Origin of the sequence: Streptomyces sp. NPDC101776 (genome assembly GCF_044766845.1) — a bacterium.
Classification (GTDB): domain Bacteria; phylum Actinomycetota; class Actinomycetes; order Streptomycetales; family Streptomycetaceae; genus Streptomyces.
The window spans coordinates 487,084-502,665 of sequence record NZ_JBIWMV010000003.1 but is presented as its reverse complement, the minus strand read 5'-3'; the positions used below and the strand labels follow the sequence as shown (position 1 = coordinate 502,665).

Sequence of the window (15,582 nt, the reverse complement as noted above, 5' to 3'; positions counted from 1 at the left end):
TGCGACCGGTGGTCGGCGAAGGCGGGCCGCAGGTGGCGCTGCGGCTCCACCCTCATGGGGCATCCGAGGCCCCGCTCGCGGTGGCAGGCGCGGCAGCCATCGCGGCCTGTTGCCGGAAGGACTGGGCGACGGCGTCGGCGCCGCGTGCCAGCAGACCTACGTCCACCCCGACGCCGGTGAACGTGGTCCCGAGATCGATGCACCGTCGCGCGAACGTGGGGTTGGTCGTGAGGATGCCTGCCGGTTTGCCCGCCGCGCGCACGCGTCCGATCGCCTCCTCCACTGCCTCGATGACGCCAGGTGCGTTCAGGTCTCCGGGGTGACCGAGGCTGGCGGCCAGGTCGCCGGGGCCGATGAAGATCCCGTCCACACCATTGACGGAAGCGATCTCCTCGATCTGCTCCAGCGCTGTCCGGGATTCGACCTGGACGAGCACGCACAGTTCGGTGTGCGCCAGTGTGGCGTAGTCCTTGACGCGGCCGAACCGGGTGGCCCTGGTCAGTGCCGACACGCCGCGGACGCCGATGGGGGCGTAACGGGTGGCGGTGACCGCGGCACGCGCCTCCTCGGCCGACTCGACCTGCGGAATCAGCAGCGACTGCGCGCCGACGTCCAGAAGCCGCTTGATCACGACGGGGTCATTGACCGGAGGACGTACCACCGCCGAGCAGGGGTAAGGGGCGACCGCCTGGAGTTGTGAGAGCACGGTCGCGATATCGGCGTGCGAGTGTTCGGTGTCGAGAAGCAGCCAGTCGAACCCGGCGCCGGCGATGATCTCGGCGGGGTACGGGTCTGCCAGCGAGCACCACATGCCGATCATCTGCTCACCTCGGGCGAGCGCCGCTTTGAACGCGTTCGTCGGCAGGGACCACTGTCCCGGTGCGGGCCGCGATGCGCCGGCCGGCGGGTTGTGCACGGTCACCGGAACGCCACTCCGATCGAGCCCAACGGGCCGAAATCGACGTGGATGACGGTGTTCGCTTCGACCGAGACGGGTCGGGTGAACGAGCCCGACAGCAGCAGCTGGCCGGCTTCGAGGTGCCGGCCGACCGCGGCGAGCTTGTTCCCGAGCCAGGCGATGCCGGCCGCCGGGTGTCCCATGACGGCGGCCGAGACCCCGGACTCCTCGATCACACCGTTCTTCGACAACGTCGCGGCCACCCACCGGACATCGACGTCCATCGGGCGCACGACCCGCCCACCGACGACCATCGCCGCGGCGGCCGCGTTGTCCGCGATGGTGTCGGTGATCGAGCGCGGCACCTCGGTGCGGTAGTCGATGACCTCGAGCGCGGGGACGACATACTCCGTCGCCCGCAGGACGTCGTGGACGCGCAGGTTCGGCCCATGCAGGTCCGCGCCGAGCACGAACGCGAGCTCGACCTCCAGTCTGGGCTTCGTGTAGCGGCTCACGTCGAGCCAGGCGCCGTCGTTGACGACCATGTCGTCCGTGAGGAAACCGTAGTCGGGCTCCTTCATCTGCGAGGCCATCTGCATGGCGCGGGACGTCAGTCCGATCTTGTGCCCGACGAGCCGAGCTCCCGCCGCCACACGCTCCGCCGCCCAGAGTTGCTGTATGGCGTAGGCATCTTCGATCTCGAGATCGGGATAGGTCAGGCTGAGCTGGGTGATCGGTCGACGCTCACGGTCGGCCTGCATGAGGGCAGCCGCGGCTGCGTGACGTTCTGCTTCGGTGATCACCGGTTTCCTCTCTGAGGTACGGACTGTCTTCGCGCGGCGTTCGGGTGGAGCAGGGCACGCACCGGGCGGGAGATGGCACGGTCACATCAGGCCCTGTCCGGCGTCGTGTCGCGTTTGGCCGACACGGGCGGCGTCGGCAGCCAGGCCTCACCCGGCTCGACGACGAAGGTGAACTCGAGGCTGAACCAGGCCTCGGCCACGTCCGGGTCCGGTGCCGGCTCGTTCTCGTGGCGCGTATAGATGCCGACGAGATTCTGTACGACGCCGAACTGGGCGTCGGTCTCCAGGATGGGGTCGTCGTGGCTGTAGAGCTGGGAGGCGATCGTCTTGTATCCCGGTTTGTGGATCAGCGCGTGGAGATGCGCAGGCCGGAAGGGGTGACGATTGAGCGCGGTCAGGAGGTCGCCCACGGGCCCGTCCATCGGTATCGGGTAACCGGAAGGCCTGATGCTGCGGAAGGCGAACACACCTTCCTCGTCGCTGGAGAACTTGCCGCGCAGATTCCACTCGGCCTGCTCGGGGTCCTGGTTCTCATACAGGCCGGCCGGTGACGCGTGCCAGACGTCGACCTCCGCTGCGGCGACTGCGTTTCCCTCGGTGTCGACGATCCGGCCGGTGAAGAACAGCGGTGGTCCCTCGGTGGGTGAGCGGATGATCGATTCGCCGTTGTTCATCGTCGGGCTGCCCTGGCGCCAGAACGGGCCGAGAAGGTTCGCCGAGGTCGGCCTGTCCTCGGTGCCGTTGTTCATCAGGGACACCAGCGTCGACAGGCCCAGCGTGCCCGCCATCAGCCTGACCTCGTTGTGGCTGGCCGTGGTGAGCCGGCCCAGCCGGGTCACGATGTTGAGGGCGGTGTCGAACTCCCTCTCGCTCAGGCGTACTTCGCGGGCGAACTCGTGCAGATGGCGCACCAGGGCCTGGGTGATTTCCTTGACACGAGGGTCGCCGGCCCGCTCCGTCTCGGCAAGCACCGCCGCAGTGAGCTGGGATTCGTCCTGGATGATCACGTCGGCGTCCCCTCGTAACGGTCGGCTGCCGACCCACGGCAAGCAGTCAGACGCGAGTATCCGAAGGCCGTCCCTGCCCGCACAACGTCACTGTCCATCCAGTGAACATCGAGGCTCCGCTGCCCGGATGAAGCGCCAGGCCCAGCGGTGCGTCACCGAAGACCGCAGAGGCCAGGACCGCCCGCGCCGACAGACCGAAGCACCACTGGGGCTTCACCGAGTCGGCGCGCACGACCTCGCACAGCGCGGCTACCACGCGGCCCTCGCCGTAGTGGAGGCCGGAAGGGATCGGAATGGTCGCGGACGTGACTCTCGAAACCGGACTGAAACAAACCATTGTGCTTCGCCCGCGCCATTCGTAAGCTTTCCACTTGGAAGGTATTGAATCGTTTCAGTGCTTTCTGCTCACGAAAGGAACGATCCGTGGACGAGGACAACAGAAGTGCCCTGAGCCGTCGGCACATGATCGACATCATGACCGCGGCGGCGGCCGGAGCCTCCCTCCCGCTCGCCGCCGCGCCGCATGCCCAGGCGGCGGGCGGACGGGTGGCGGCACCGGCCGGGCTGCAGGTCAACTCCCGCACCGAGCCGCTGGGCGCCGAGACCGAGCCAGCCTTCAGTTGGGTGCCCCCGGTCGCCAGGCAGAGCGCGTACGAGATCCAGGTCGGCACCGGCCCCGGCAGCGCGGACGTCTGGCGCAGCGGCAAGGTGGCGAGCCCCACCAGTACCGGAGTCGCCTACGGGGGCGGGGCTCTGACGTCAGAGCGGGCGTATTTCTGGCGGGTGCGGACCTGGGACGAGAAGGGCACCCCCGGCCGGTGGAGTGAGCCCGCGAGGTGGGAGACCGGGCTACTGAAGGGCGAGAAGGACTGGTCCGGTGCGCGGTGGATCGGCGGGCGCCAGCCCCAGGACCACGACTGGCGGGACCTCACCGCGACGGTCGTCTTCCGTGGCGGCGCAGATCCCACCGCCGGCCTGGCTCTGCTGTTGCGCGCCGAGCCCATCGGCAAGACCTGGGGCGAAGGCCTGAACTGGACCCTCAGGCAGAGCGGTGACGACATGCAGCTCGTCATGGCGACCCGCCACTACGCCGGCAACACCTGGATCGACGACGGCACCTCCGAGCCGGAGTGGGGCGTGAACCACTACGACCGCCAGAGCGAGACCAACCCCATCGTCTCGGGCACCCGCACCGTCCCCGTCGCGACGGTTGCTCTCCCCGCCTCGACCGGCCTGACCAAGGACACCTGGGCCACCCGCGACCACACCGTCGAGGTCAAGGCCGTGGGCCTCACCGTCACCACCACGGTCAACGGCGTCGAGGTCGACAGTCGCGTTCTCACCGGCGACCAGATCCGCCGCCACGGAAGTTTCGGCTTCGCCGGGGGCACCAGCGCCACCATCCGCAACGTCAAGGTGGCCGGCACCGGCGCCCCCGACTTCGCCGTCGACCTCACCACCGGGGCCAATCCGTTCGAGTCCGGTATCGGCACGCTCTCCGGTCTGACCTTCCCGCCGAAGAACCCTTTCATCCCCGCTAAGAACGCGATTCTCCCCATCGCCAACCCGGCACCCCTGCTGCGTCGCGCCTTCACCCTGCCCCGCGGCCGTCGTGTCTCCAAGGCCCGCCTGCACCTGAGCGCCGCCGGCAACGTCACCTTCACCGTCAACGGTGACCCCATCACCGTCGACGGCGAACGGGCGACCCAGGACCGCACCAACGTGCCCCGCCTTCTGACGGACCAGAGCACCTACGACCGCACCGTCCTGTACGACACCTTCGACGTCACCGCACTGCTCCGGAACGGCCGCGAGAACGTCGTCGCCGCCGAACTCGGCCGTGGCTGGTACGGGGTGACGACCCCTCAGGAGTGGTACTGGCAGCTCGCCCCCTACATCGGCGCGCCCCGCCTGCGCGCGAAGCTCGTCGTGACGTACGCCGACGGCTCCGCCACCACCCTCGTCACCGACAAGGACTGGCTCACCACGGACGGGCCCACGACCTTCGACTCGGTCTACTCGGGCGAGAAGTACGACGCCCGCCGCGTCGACGACTTGGGGGACTGGCGCTCGGCCGGCCACCGCACCGGCCGCGACTGGCGTCCGGCCACCGTGCTGATCCCGCCGGGCAGTTGCTCCGGACCGAACCCCGAGTACCACGGCGCACTCCCCGCCACGACGGTCCCCGACGGCTTCCGCCCGGCAGCCGTACGTGCCCACGAGGCGGAACCGGTGCTGGTCAACCAGACCCTGCGCCCGATATCGCTCACCGAGACGGCACCCGGCTCGGGCGTCTGGGTCCTGGACTACGGCCAGATCATGACCGGCCTCGTCCGGTTGTCCCTCACCGGCGTCCGCTCCGACAAGGAGGGCCTCACCCTCCGTATCCGGGGTGGCAACCGCGTCACCGGCGGCGACGGCACGGCCGCCTCCCCCTTCTCCGTGGAGGAGGAGAACTTCCAGCACGACGCCAATCTCCAGACGCATTACTACACGTTGGGCCGCCGGTCGACGCAGACCTGGGAACAGCAGTTCAGCCACTTCGGCTTCCGCTACCTGGAGGTCATGAACCTCGAGGCCGTTCTCGGCCGACCCCTCGACCTCACCCGGGACGCGGACGTCCTGACCGTCGGCGTCGCCCGCTCCGGCTTCGCCCGCACCGGCACCTTCACCACCGACAACGCCCTCCTCAACCGTCTCCAGCGCAACCTGGAGTGGGCCGAGCAGAACAACCTCGTGCAGAAGCCCACGGACACCCCGTCCCGCGAGAAAAACGGCTGGACCGGCGACGCCATGGCCAGCTCCGAGTCCGAATCCCTCACCTGGGACGTCAACGGGGTTCTCACCAACTACCTGCGTCACTTCCCGGACACCCAGATCTCCACCGGCCAGCTGCCCATGTTCGTCCCGATCGCCAAGGGCGGATACGGCTACGACCACACCCCCGGCTGGAACGCCACATGGAAGGCGGTCCCGGCCTGGGACTCGGCGTACTTCGTCATCCCCAGGGAGCTGTACACGTACTACGGCAACAGCAGCCTCTTCGCCGAGCTGTACGACCACCAGGACACGCTGCTGAAGTACTACGAGACGCTGTTCAGCGCCGAGAACGACTACAAGTTCGAGGCCTCGCTCGGCGCCTACTCCGGTGCCGAGGCCCCCGGCAGCAACGCCGTCATCAGTCTCGCCTTCTACATCCACTTCTGTGACTACATGGACGAGGTGGGCCGGAGGCTGGGCCGTACCGAACGGGCTGTCCACTACGCCCAGTTGGCGCGCACCCTGCGCAAGGCGTTCATCGCCGACTACTGGGACGCCTCCTCGGGTTGGTTCACGCAGGGCAGCATCTCCAGCGAGAACACGCTCGCCATCGCCTTCGACCTGGTACCCGGCTCGGACCTGAACCGCGACGACCCCCGCTACCTGTCCGGCACGAAGACACTCACGCAGAACAAGAAGGCGCTCGCGAAGCTGCTCGCCGACCGCATCACGGCCGCCGACCAGCACATCCAGAACGACATGTACGGCTCGCGATACGAGTTCAACATCCTCAGCGAGTACGGCTACACGGACATCGCGCTGAAGGCCGTCACCCAGACCGGCGTGCCCGGCTACGTCTACCAGATCGCCAAGGGCGCCACCTCGCTGTGGGAACAGTGGACCGACCGCCTCTCGGTCGACCACCACTACCGCTCCAACGTGGCGACCTGGTTCTACCAGAGCCTGGCCGGCATCAGGCCGACCTCAACCGCCTACGAGACGCTGCGGATCCGCCCGTACGTCCCCTCGGTCGCGGTCAACAGCCAGGTCCCGACGAGCGTCGACGACACCGACCTGTCACCCGCCACTCTCGACCACGTCGGCGCCTCGATCGACACGGTACGGGGCACAGTCTCTTCGGAGTGGCGGCGGCGTACGGACGGGAGGATCGAGCTCGCTGTGAGGGTTCCGTACAACACCGAGGCCGAGATCTGGGTGCCCACCCAGGACAAGCCCGTCACCGCCCCCCGGGGTGTGGCCTACATCCGTGACGACACCTCCGGCAGCGCCGCCTACAAGGTGTACCGGGCACGGGCGGGGTCGTACCGCTTCAACGCCTGACGGGACCTGGCGGGTCGGTGAGGCTCAGTGCCGTAGCGCCAGCAGGTGAGCACGTTCGCCGCCGGAGGCACTCGACTTCTGTCGTCAGACCGTGCCGAAGTGTGTCGGTTCCGGATGCCGGATATCCCAGCAATCCCTGCAAAGGACGAGGATGCCGTCCATATCCAGCGACGTGTCTCCACTCTACTCACACCCGCAGACGCCTCACACAATGCAGGGTCACGCGACCTGCTGCGGGACACGTCTGGGATTGTCCAGGACGCTGTGAGACGGGAGACGATGGGCGGCATGCTCGACAGGACGGAGAGCAGCGTCGCGCGCGCCGTGCACGAGATCCAAGGGCCGCCTTTCGATTCCCCGCCGGCGGGGACGCTGGAACGCGGGTCGCCGGCCGCGCTCTCCGCCGTCGTATGCATCGCCGCCCGGCACCGTGCTGTCGGACGACTCGGCCTCCGTGCCCCTGGTCGACGGAACAGTGAACTGGTACGACGCGGATTGGACTTTAGCGAGTCACGGCCGTGGGGAGAGTATCTCGGCGACGGGAGGCGGCAGGGAGCGGTAACTGTCCGACGTGGCGTGATCGATGTGCGTGGGGCACAGAACCAACGGTCCGCCCTTTGTATGTGCTACGACGCCCTGTCCGGGTGGTACCCAGGCTAGGCAGGCGATGGCGCGGCACGTTCCACCGAAGCGGTTGACCGGCGATACGCCGGTGGTCCGAGGGAAGCCGTCGGTCGACCACGAGGCCATGTCCACCTGCGCGCAGACCTCTTGAGAGGCGGCGAGACCACCCACTGTGGCGATCTTGATGAGGGCCGCGGTGAGTAGAGGATCGTCCAGATACGACAAGACACCGCCGTGGCCGTGCCACCGCCGATCGGAACCTGTCAATTTTGGTGAGTCAGGATCTTGTGGCTATCCCTGAGCTGGGATCTCTGCGTCGGGGTGACGCGGGTCGGTCGGCTTGTTGATCCAGACGGTGCCGGGGAGTTTCGGGGGTTCGGGGGCCTTGCGGACGAAGCGTTCGGGGTGCCGGTCGTAGACGGAGGCCAGGACGTCGGCGCGCATCTCGCGGAGCTGGTCGGCGAGGCCGAAGTGGACGTCGAAGGGCGTGTGCATGGCTATCCCGGAGTGCCGGTGCGCCAGGTTGTACCAGTCGAAGAAGTCCTCGCACCAGGCGCGGGCGTCCTCGATGCACCCGAACCGGTCCGGATAGTCATGGCGGTATTTGAGGGTTTTGTACTGGCTTTCGCTGAAGGGGTTGTCGTTCGAGGTTTTCGGGCGCGAGTGCGACTTGGTGACGCCGAGGTTGGACATCATCTGGGCGACGTTCTCGGCGACCATGGGCGAGCCGCGGTCGGAGTGGATCGTCAACTGCCCTTGTTCAATGACGTATTTGGCGATGGTGGAGGACAGGAACTGCTCGGCCAGTTCCTTGTTCTCGTGGCCGGCGAGCATCCAGCCGACGGTGTAGCGGCTGTAGATGTCCACGATCGTGTAGAGGCAGTAGTAGCTGCCCTTGACCGGGCCCTTCAGCTTCGATATGTCCCACGACCAGACCCGGTTCGGGCCCTCGGCGACCAACTCCGGTTTCCTGCGCGGCGGGTGGGTGGCCTGCCGACGCCGTTCGCGGACCTCACCGTGCTCGCGCAGCAGCCGGTACATCGTCGACTCCGAGCACAGGTAGGTGCCCCGGTCCAGCAGGACCGCGTAGATCTCGCCGGGAGCCGTGTCCGCGAACTCCTCACTGTGCAGCACATCCAAGACCTTTTTCCGCTCGGCCGCCGACAGCGAACGCGGGTGCGGACGCCGCTCGCCGTGCGGCCGCAGCGGCGCCGGGGACTGACGGTGATGCCGGTAGTACGTCGCCCGGCTCACCCCGAGCGCGGCGCATGCCCGCACCCGGCCGACCACGCCTGCCAGCGCCTCCAGCGCCACCACCCGGGCCCGCTCGAACCCGGCCCGCACCTCCTCGGCTTCGGCTTCGACTTCGACTTCGACTTCGACTTCGACAGGATCTTGGCCGGCCGTCGCCTCGGTGTCCGGCGACGGGTCCAACTCATTGCCGGAGATGGCTACTTCGACTCGCCCGTGCTCGCCGCACTGCCAGTGGCGAACTGGTCCAGCAGTGCCGAGAGTTTTGACTGGACCTCGATCACCGTCTGGGCCTTGCCCAGTTCGTTCTCCAGCCGGGTGACCTTCGCCTCCAGACGGGCGATCTCCTTGTCCCGCGGATCGGCCTTCGGCCGCCCCGCCGGCGCGGTCAGCGCGGCCTTCGCGCCCGCGTCCCGCTGCTCCCGCCAGTTCGCGATCAGCGACGAGTACAAGCCCTCCCGGCGCAGGAGGGCTCCCTTGCCCTTCTTGTCGAGCGTCTCGTACTCGGCGAGGATCCTCGCCTTGTACTCCGCGGAATACCGGCGCGGACCGCCTGAACGGGGCTCTACCTGCGGATCAGGGGTCCCGTGGTCGTTGGTGCTGGCCACTTGGGCACTACTCCTTCTCCACCCTCAATACATCGAATCATCCAATATGCCTGACTCACCCAAGAATGACAGAGAGGGCTGCGGCGTAGGAGAGCGTGGAGACCGGCGATGCTGCCGTTGGTGCGATCGTGAAGGTAGCGCCAGTGCCGACGGGTCAGGCTGTCCTTTTCGTGCCGGTACAAGCACAGCGCGTTCTCCAGGGAGTTGACGACGCCGACCCATTGCAGGATTTCGGTTTCGCTGTCCAGGGTGAAGAGCGTGAGTTCCTGGCGGCTGAACCGGCCGGCTGTCTGGGTCCTGGGGCCGTTGCGTGGCGGAGACTTGACGCGGGTGTTCCGCTTGACGGGTCCGGTAGGACGTCCCTCGCTGAGCAGAGGGCTCTCCTCCAGGTCGACGCCGGTGCCGATGATCGTGCAGGCGGCGTGGTTGGCGAGGAACTTGATGTGGTCGTTGGAGGCCCGCCCCTCCTTGTGGGAGCAGTCCAGGAAATGGAGGTCGTCGAAGATGAGCAACTGCGTACCGCACGCCGTGAGCGCGGTCAGGACGCGATCGTCGACGACATCCTTGGAGCCGCTGATCGAGACGTTCAGGTAGCGGGCGATCGCGAGGGAGATCTGCTTGGGGGTGACCTGGTCCGTGAGGGAGATGTAGACGACAGGGACGTAAGCCCCCGCCCGCCCTGGGGCAAACCGTTCGGGGAAGTCCTTGCGAAGAGCCTGTTCGACCTTCCGGCCGATCATCTTGGCCAGAGTGGACTTGCCGACCGTGGGCGGACCGTCGATTAGCAGTGAGAGCCGGGCGCCGGGCGGAGCCATCTCATTGGCAGCCAGCAGTTCCGTGATCTCCGATTCGAAGTATTTGACGGCAGGGGTCCAGGCCAGGACCAAGGCGCTGTGATACCGGTTGCGGCTGTGGATCAGGCGACGCCGTTCAGGATCCTCTTTGTCCATCGCCATGTAGGTGTCGTACGGGGGGAGGCGGGGGCAGGGTGGCGGTTCGTAGAAGACGTAGTTGAACCAGTCCTCCTTGGTGCGCGGTTCGGCCAGGCCCGGGTGCAGGCTTTCGGACTCCTCCGGTCGTGGGGCCGTCACGGTGCGTCGTCCTTGTCTGGACGACCGCCCCACACTTCGTACGATGGCAGGGCATCGAAGTCGATCGAGACCTCTTCCTCGTCGTCCGCGGGCAGCGCTGGCACGGCCCGCAGGTGGGAATCCCTGACCGGAACATCGGCGGCGGAATCGACCAGTTCGGTGCGAGATTTGTCCCGCGCCGCAGCCCTGGCTCGCTCGGCGTCCCGGGCCCGGGCCCGGCGGGAGCGGGCGGTGGACGCCTCGGCGGCATCCGTGCGGTTCTGCAGGTCCAACAACGCGTCCAGGACGCCTTCCTGGTCCTGTGGGTCGCGGCCTCGTTCACGCAGTTCCTGCTTGACCTGGCGCAGGGTGATGTCCGTGAACGGCTCGAGCCCGGTCAGCGCGTGGGTCCACCGCAGCGTGTGCCAGACACCGGTATAGGGGTCATGGAGGTACACCTGTGTCATGTCCCGTGGGTCATAGCGGACAGGCCAGGCGCCCGTGGCGTGCGCGTAGGGGGACTTGGACCCGTTGTAGGTGCCCGTGATGGGCGCGCTGTAGTACAGGTAGTCCTTCTGGATACGGCGGTTGTGAATGCCGCACCAGTGGATCGGCAGTAGCTCCAGGAACAGGTTGGGATCGCGCGGGGCGGCGATGAAGCCGCAGCGGTGCACCGCCAGCCGGTAGGCGTCGTTCGGCGACAGGGTGATCTCCGGGAACCCTGGCAGCACCAGCCCTGTGTGGCGGCGGCGCTGGTAGACGGAGACGACGTACTCCGCGAAGAACTCTTCCAGTTCCTCGATCGTCCACCGGGCGGTCGAGTCGACATCCCGGCCGCGGTGCACCACGTGGTTGCCCTTGTAGCCGGCGATGTGCTCGGAGAACTGGGTTCTGATGGTCTTGAAAGCGGACTCGACCTGCGGCTTGTCGGTGGGCCGGTACTTCCGGGTGTCCTGGATGGTGATCCCGTAGCGGCGGCACACGTTTTTCACCGCCTGAGAGGCGAACGCCTTGCCGTGGTCGATCACGATCTTCTCGGGAAACACCACAGGACGGGCCGCAGCAGCCGCGAACCGCTCGTCCTGCGCGAGCTTGGGCTCGCACGGCAGGCGCAGCATGCGGTGGCGCAGCCCGTCCGGCCATCCGGGACGCATCGGTTCCGGCATCATGGCATCCGCGATCACCAGTCCCGCATCCACGCCCTTCGTTCCCTTGGGCACCAGACGCCATCCCAGCAGGCTGCGGGTGCACACGTCGATCGCGATGTTGAGATCCGCCGAAAAGACGACGTCCTCAACCGGGTCATAAGCACGTACGTCCAGCCAGCTGGTGTCGATCATCACCAGTTCACCGGGACGGCCGGCGGTGATCGGCTGGTAGTGGCCGCCCGGCCGGTTCGCCACCGACTGCCGTGTCGTGGCCGGCCCAGTGGTGTAGCGGCCGGGCAGGAGAGCGGCGACGTACCGGTTGAACGTCTTGGACGCCGGCATTTTCACCGCGCCCGACCCATTGGTGTCGACCAGGCGGCGCTCCACTCGGCGACGCAGCCGGTTCAGACTGCCGGTCGAGTCTTCCGCCTCGGTCACGTTGTACTGGGCGACGATCGCGTCGATCAACCTTGGATCCGCCCCAGCCAGGGGATCCGACAGCCGATGGCTGCGCCGGTCCACCATGGAGGTCTCCCAGGCGGCCTCGGGCAGCTTTGCGATGGCCTTCTCGTCCTCTTCGGTGATCTTCCAGCCGACCGTGTAACGGACCGTGCGCCGCGTCGTGTTCAGCGCTTCGAGGTGTTCGAGCAGTCCGTGGGTGGCCCCGGCCCCGTCCACCCGGACGAGGATCTTCGCGGCCGAGGAGCCGGGGATCTGGACGAGGGCGTCGGTGAGCACCGTGATGTGGTCGGCCACCGTGTTTGCTCCGGCATTCCCCGGACGCAGGAGCATCGACAGTGATTCGGTGGTGTTCGCGCACGCGCGGGCCAGCGGATGAAACCCGAACGTCTTTTTGAAGGTGACCGCTGCCCCGGTCTTCTTGGACGCGGACGTGATGATGGTGGCATCGAGGTCGCCAGCAAGCCGGTCATGCTGTCGTGCGGGGACGACCGTGGACTTCCGGGCGAGGCGTATACGAGTCACTCGGTCTTCGCGTGGGAAGGACGCAGACTGTGGCGAGCCGACTGGGTATGTGTCGGTAGGGAAAGCCGGCTGGCCGAGCCGGGCTCCCAGCGCACCGAGCAGGTGGCTGGCGTCGGAGTCCTGTTGGTGAGGGACGCCACCGGAGAGCCACGGGCCTTCCTCAATTCCTGCCGTCACCGCGGGCACGAGCTCGTCCAACCCGGGTGCGAGGTCCGCAGGAGCACCATCTGGTGCGCCTACCACGCGTGGGTCTACCGTCTCGACGGATCACTGCGCAACGCACCCCGCTTCGACTCCGCCGACCCGGACGACCTTGGCCTCGTCCCGGTGCGCTGCGCCCGCTGGGGCGGCTGGCTGTTCGTCGACCTCTCAGGCACCGCGCCGGATATCGAGGACACCGTCGGCAATCTCGACCAGACCCTCGCCCCGTACGAGACCGGCACCCTGCGTACCGTTGCGGCCCGGGAGTACGACGTCGCCGCCACGCCCGGAGGGGCTCAGGCGATCCGCGCGCGCGATGGAGCACTGGCGGCAGGAGGTCGGGAAGTTCCCGTATGGGTCGGTTCCTGGGGCCGGAAGCCGACCACGGCTCGGGAGCGCCTTCTTGAGGCACTTGATCGGATCCGCCAATGCGGCACTCCGTTCATGACGAAGGCCGCCACGAGGGCGGCCAGGATGATCACCTTGTGTGCGATCGGCAGGTCCACGGCCTCCTCCGGGGAGGACGGATGCAGGGATAGGCCCTCTTGCAGAACGGGCAGACCATCAGCCCTCCTCCGTCGTCGTGCGGCGGGCGGCGTAGCCGGACTGGCTGCGCCCGGCCATGAGGCCGCGCTGGTAGGCGGCCTCAATGTGGACCAGGACGAGATCCATCCCGGCCTCGGTGAGGCTGGCGCCGCTGACCGCGGCTCGCTCGGTGACGGCCTCCAAGGTTCCGCGCAGATCGGCCGTCCAGGCGCGCTCGGACATGGTTTCTCCCATGACGAAGCCCTCCGCCGGGGGCAGGGGCCTTGAAGTTCGTGCTGGTCAGGCGGCAAGCGGATAATTTTTAGGGATCATGGTGTAACCGAACACACACGGTCACCAGCGCCACCACCAGCATCGACACGATCGCCGAGGCGTGGAAGGTGGGCGTCCCCATAGATGATTTGAGACATAGTTCAGCACGACGTCCCGGACTCGGCGATTCCCCAGGCCACCGCAGCCAGCAGCACGAGGAGCACGGCGACGTACAAGATGATCTTTCCGCGTTCGCGTCTGGTCACCGACGTGTCCCCTCGTCGGCTGAGGCCGGCGCTCCGGGGTTGGTGCAGGGGCCGGTGTGGCTGTAGCGCGGGCCGGTGAGACAGTCCGTGACGTAGGGCCGGAGCCTGCGCGACGTGCGCGAGAGAGGGCACCCGCATGCGCAGTAGACCGGCTCCTCCTTCCCAGCGACCTCGTAGGCGATTCCGTGCGCGAGGGCCAGCCCCCAGCCATCCGGGCACCACTCGGTGCGGCACGGCTCGCAGTCCTGCGCGTGTCCCTTCCAGGCCAGGTAGGCGCGCAGGTACGTGACCCGGATCTGCCGGCAGGGCGCGCACCCGTGCGGCCTCCAGGCGGAGGGGCCGCAGAGGGGCGGCAGGCCCTCGGCGGCACTGCACCAGACGCACTCGTCGCCATTGTTCTGCCGCCGGGTCAGGGCACGCGCGGCGGGCACCTCGAAGATCATCAGTCGCACGACGCTGGGGTCCGGCTCGCCCGGCAACAGCAGGACGTCGGCGCCGGTCATGACTGTGCCGCGCGGGCGAGGCGGTCGGGGGTGGTGGTGATCAGCCGGTCGACGTGTCCGGGCTCGCACAGAGCACCAGGCAGCGTCACCGGCATCGACCAGTACGGCGCCTCCGTGCGCGGGTCGTACGAGGTCGCGTCCACGGGCGGGACGCTGATGTAGTTCCCGAGGCCCAGAGTGAAGACACCTGCGGCGCGCCAGTCGTCATGGTCCGTGTGCCACACCGCCGTCGCGGCGGGGACCAGGGCGTACCAGCGGGCGATCCGGCACGGGTCACAGATGACCGGGCCGCCATCGAACGCCTGGGCAACGATCTGGTCGGCGGCGGCCGGGTCCCACTGGCTGCCGATGTGACCGAGGACCAGTTCCTGAGGCAGTCGTACGGCGCTGAACAGACGCCCGAGCGGCATCAGGACGCACTCGCCGGTCCGCCACCGCGTACGGGCGGCGTCGCGGTCCTTCGCGTCGAGGGCGGCCAGCAGCCAGTGCTCGGCACTGCCGGCGACGGCGCCGCCGGACTCGTCCGTGCGGTCGGGGTGCGCGGTCACACCTCACCGCCGATGCCCAGCCGTTGCACGCCGGCCGCGATCAGCCGGGCGACGTGCAGGGGTGAGCACAGCATCGCGGCCGAGGACATCGGCACCGACCAATACGACTCGATCCCCTGGACCGTGGACTCGGTGACGTCCACCCGGGGCACGCCGATGATGGTTCCGCGGCCCAGGCACTCGACGCCCAGCGGGCGCCATTCCTCGGCCGCCTGCGTCCACGTGGCCGGCATGCTGGCGGGGACGAGGACGTAGTACCGGCGTTGGTGCAGATCGCAGATGACCGGACCGCCCTCGAGCGTCTCGTCGAGGAACGGGTCAATCACCTCCGGGTTCCAGCTGCTGCAGGCCGCAGCGAGCACCAAGTCTCCCGGCAGCCGGACAGCTGAGAACAGAGTGCCCGGCGGCAGCATCGTCACCGCGTGTTCCTGCCACTCCATCCGAGCCCGGTCACGACCCCCCGGAACCGACGAGAGAAGCCACTGCTCGACCGCCAACCGCCTTTCGGCGCTGCTGTGGACGGCTGCGGGCTCCACGGCACGCAGTACCGGCCGACTGGTGTCGGTGGTCCCCACCGCGCCTACGGCGGGGGTAGGCGGAGCAGTGTCGGTCTGCGTAGTCTCGTGCACGTCGCGCTCCTCAGCAGCGTTGGCCATGCCCCGGGAGGCTCCACCGCCTCGCCGGGGTTTCGTCGCATCTCCCGACGCTAGGAGCGTGAACAGAGCCGCTGCCAGGAATGTGCACCAATGAACACACGTCTTGTTTGCGGTCT

At 67.9% G+C, this 15,582-nt stretch carries 12 protein-coding genes and 1 pseudogene; 2 read left to right on the top strand and 11 right to left on the bottom strand.

Going from position 1 to position 15,582, the window contains the following annotated elements; genetic code table 11:
* Window positions 1-52 precede the first annotated feature (52 nt).
* From ACIRRY_RS13920 to ACIRRY_RS13910, 3 genes are all read right to left on the bottom strand, one after another.
* Window positions 53-922, bottom strand: a complete 870-nt coding sequence (locus ACIRRY_RS13920) for an aldolase/citrate lyase family protein (RefSeq protein ID WP_403971791.1) — start codon at window positions 920-922, stop codon at window positions 53-55.
* Window positions 919-1,701, bottom strand: coding sequence for a 2-oxo-hept-4-ene-1,7-dioate hydratase (hpaH, locus tag ACIRRY_RS13915; RefSeq protein ID WP_403971789.1), 783 nt, complete (start codon window positions 1,699-1,701; stop codon window positions 919-921). The genes ACIRRY_RS13920 and hpaH overlap by 4 nt, the downstream gene beginning before the upstream one ends.
* 86 nt (window positions 1,702-1,787) lie before the next feature.
* Window positions 1,788-2,708: a dioxygenase gene (locus ACIRRY_RS13910; RefSeq protein WP_403971787.1), complete on the bottom strand. Its 921-nt coding sequence runs from the start codon at window positions 2,706-2,708 to the stop codon at window positions 1,788-1,790.
* A gap of 423 nt (window positions 2,709-3,131) precedes the next feature.
* Here ACIRRY_RS13910 and ACIRRY_RS13905 point away from each other — a divergent pair, with 423 nt between their 5' ends.
* Window positions 3,132-6,809, top strand: a complete 3,678-nt coding sequence (locus tag ACIRRY_RS13905; protein ID WP_403971785.1) for a family 78 glycoside hydrolase catalytic domain — start codon at window positions 3,132-3,134, stop codon at window positions 6,807-6,809.
* Window positions 6,810-7,724: 915 nt separating this feature from the next.
* Here ACIRRY_RS13905 and ACIRRY_RS13900 read toward each other — a convergent pair.
* Genes ACIRRY_RS13900 through ACIRRY_RS13885 form a run of 4 tightly spaced genes read right to left on the bottom strand, consistent with a single transcriptional unit; the run spans window position 7,725 to window position 12,659 of the window.
* Window positions 7,725-8,867, bottom strand: coding sequence for an IS3 family transposase (locus ACIRRY_RS13900; RefSeq protein WP_403971783.1), 1,143 nt, complete (start codon window positions 8,865-8,867; stop codon window positions 7,725-7,727).
* A gap of 17 nt (window positions 8,868-8,884) precedes the next feature.
* Window positions 8,885-9,292: a transposase gene (locus tag ACIRRY_RS13895; protein ID WP_403971781.1), complete on the bottom strand. Its 408-nt coding sequence runs from the start codon at window positions 9,290-9,292 to the stop codon at window positions 8,885-8,887.
* Window positions 9,250-10,383, bottom strand: coding sequence for a TniB family NTP-binding protein (locus tag ACIRRY_RS13890; protein WP_403971779.1), 1,134 nt, complete (start codon window positions 10,381-10,383; stop codon window positions 9,250-9,252). Before ACIRRY_RS13890 ends, ACIRRY_RS13895 begins: the two co-directional genes overlap by 43 nt.
* Window positions 10,380-12,659 carry a transposase gene (locus tag ACIRRY_RS13885; protein WP_403972275.1) on the bottom strand — a complete coding sequence of 760 codons (2,280 nt, stop codon included), beginning with the start codon at window positions 12,657-12,659 and terminating at the stop codon, window positions 10,380-10,382. The genes ACIRRY_RS13890 and ACIRRY_RS13885 overlap by 4 nt, the downstream gene beginning before the upstream one ends.
* Here ACIRRY_RS13885 and ACIRRY_RS13880 point away from each other — a divergent pair.
* Window positions 12,594-12,728, top strand: a pseudogene (locus ACIRRY_RS13880) (Rieske 2Fe-2S domain-containing protein); the annotation flags it as partial. The gene ACIRRY_RS13885 and the pseudogene ACIRRY_RS13880 sit on opposite strands and share 66 nt — an antisense overlap.
* A gap of 531 nt (window positions 12,729-13,259) precedes the next feature.
* Here ACIRRY_RS13880 and ACIRRY_RS13875 read toward each other — a convergent pair.
* From ACIRRY_RS13875 to ACIRRY_RS13860, 4 genes are all read right to left on the bottom strand, one after another.
* Window positions 13,260-13,463: a hypothetical protein gene (locus ACIRRY_RS13875; RefSeq protein ID WP_403972293.1), complete on the bottom strand. Its 204-nt coding sequence runs from the start codon at window positions 13,461-13,463 to the stop codon at window positions 13,260-13,262.
* Between the two features lie 292 nt (window positions 13,464-13,755).
* Window positions 13,756-14,262, bottom strand: coding sequence for a hypothetical protein (locus ACIRRY_RS13870; protein WP_403971777.1), 507 nt, complete (start codon window positions 14,260-14,262; stop codon window positions 13,756-13,758).
* Entirely contained in the window at window positions 14,259-14,810 is a 552-nt protein-coding gene (locus tag ACIRRY_RS13865) for a hypothetical protein (RefSeq protein ID WP_403971775.1), read from the bottom strand. Before ACIRRY_RS13865 ends, ACIRRY_RS13870 begins: the two co-directional genes overlap by 4 nt.
* Entirely contained in the window at window positions 14,807-15,466 is a 660-nt protein-coding gene (locus ACIRRY_RS13860) for a hypothetical protein (RefSeq protein WP_403971773.1), read from the bottom strand. Before ACIRRY_RS13860 ends, ACIRRY_RS13865 begins: the two co-directional genes overlap by 4 nt.
* Window positions 15,467-15,582 lie beyond the last annotated feature (116 nt).

Excerpts from the sequence above, each read along its gene's own strand:
- ACIRRY_RS13875 (WP_403972293.1), bottom strand. The coding sequence starts at position 13,463 with ATGTCCGAGCGCGCCTGGACGGCCGATCTGCGCGGAACCTTGGAGGCC.
- ACIRRY_RS13870 (WP_403971777.1), bottom strand. The coding sequence starts at position 14,262 with ATGACCGGCGCCGACGTCCTGCTGTTGCCGGGCGAGCCGGACCCCAGC.
- ACIRRY_RS13860 (WP_403971773.1), bottom strand. The coding sequence starts at position 15,466 with ATGGCCAACGCTGCTGAGGAGCGCGACGTGCACGAGACTACGCAGACC.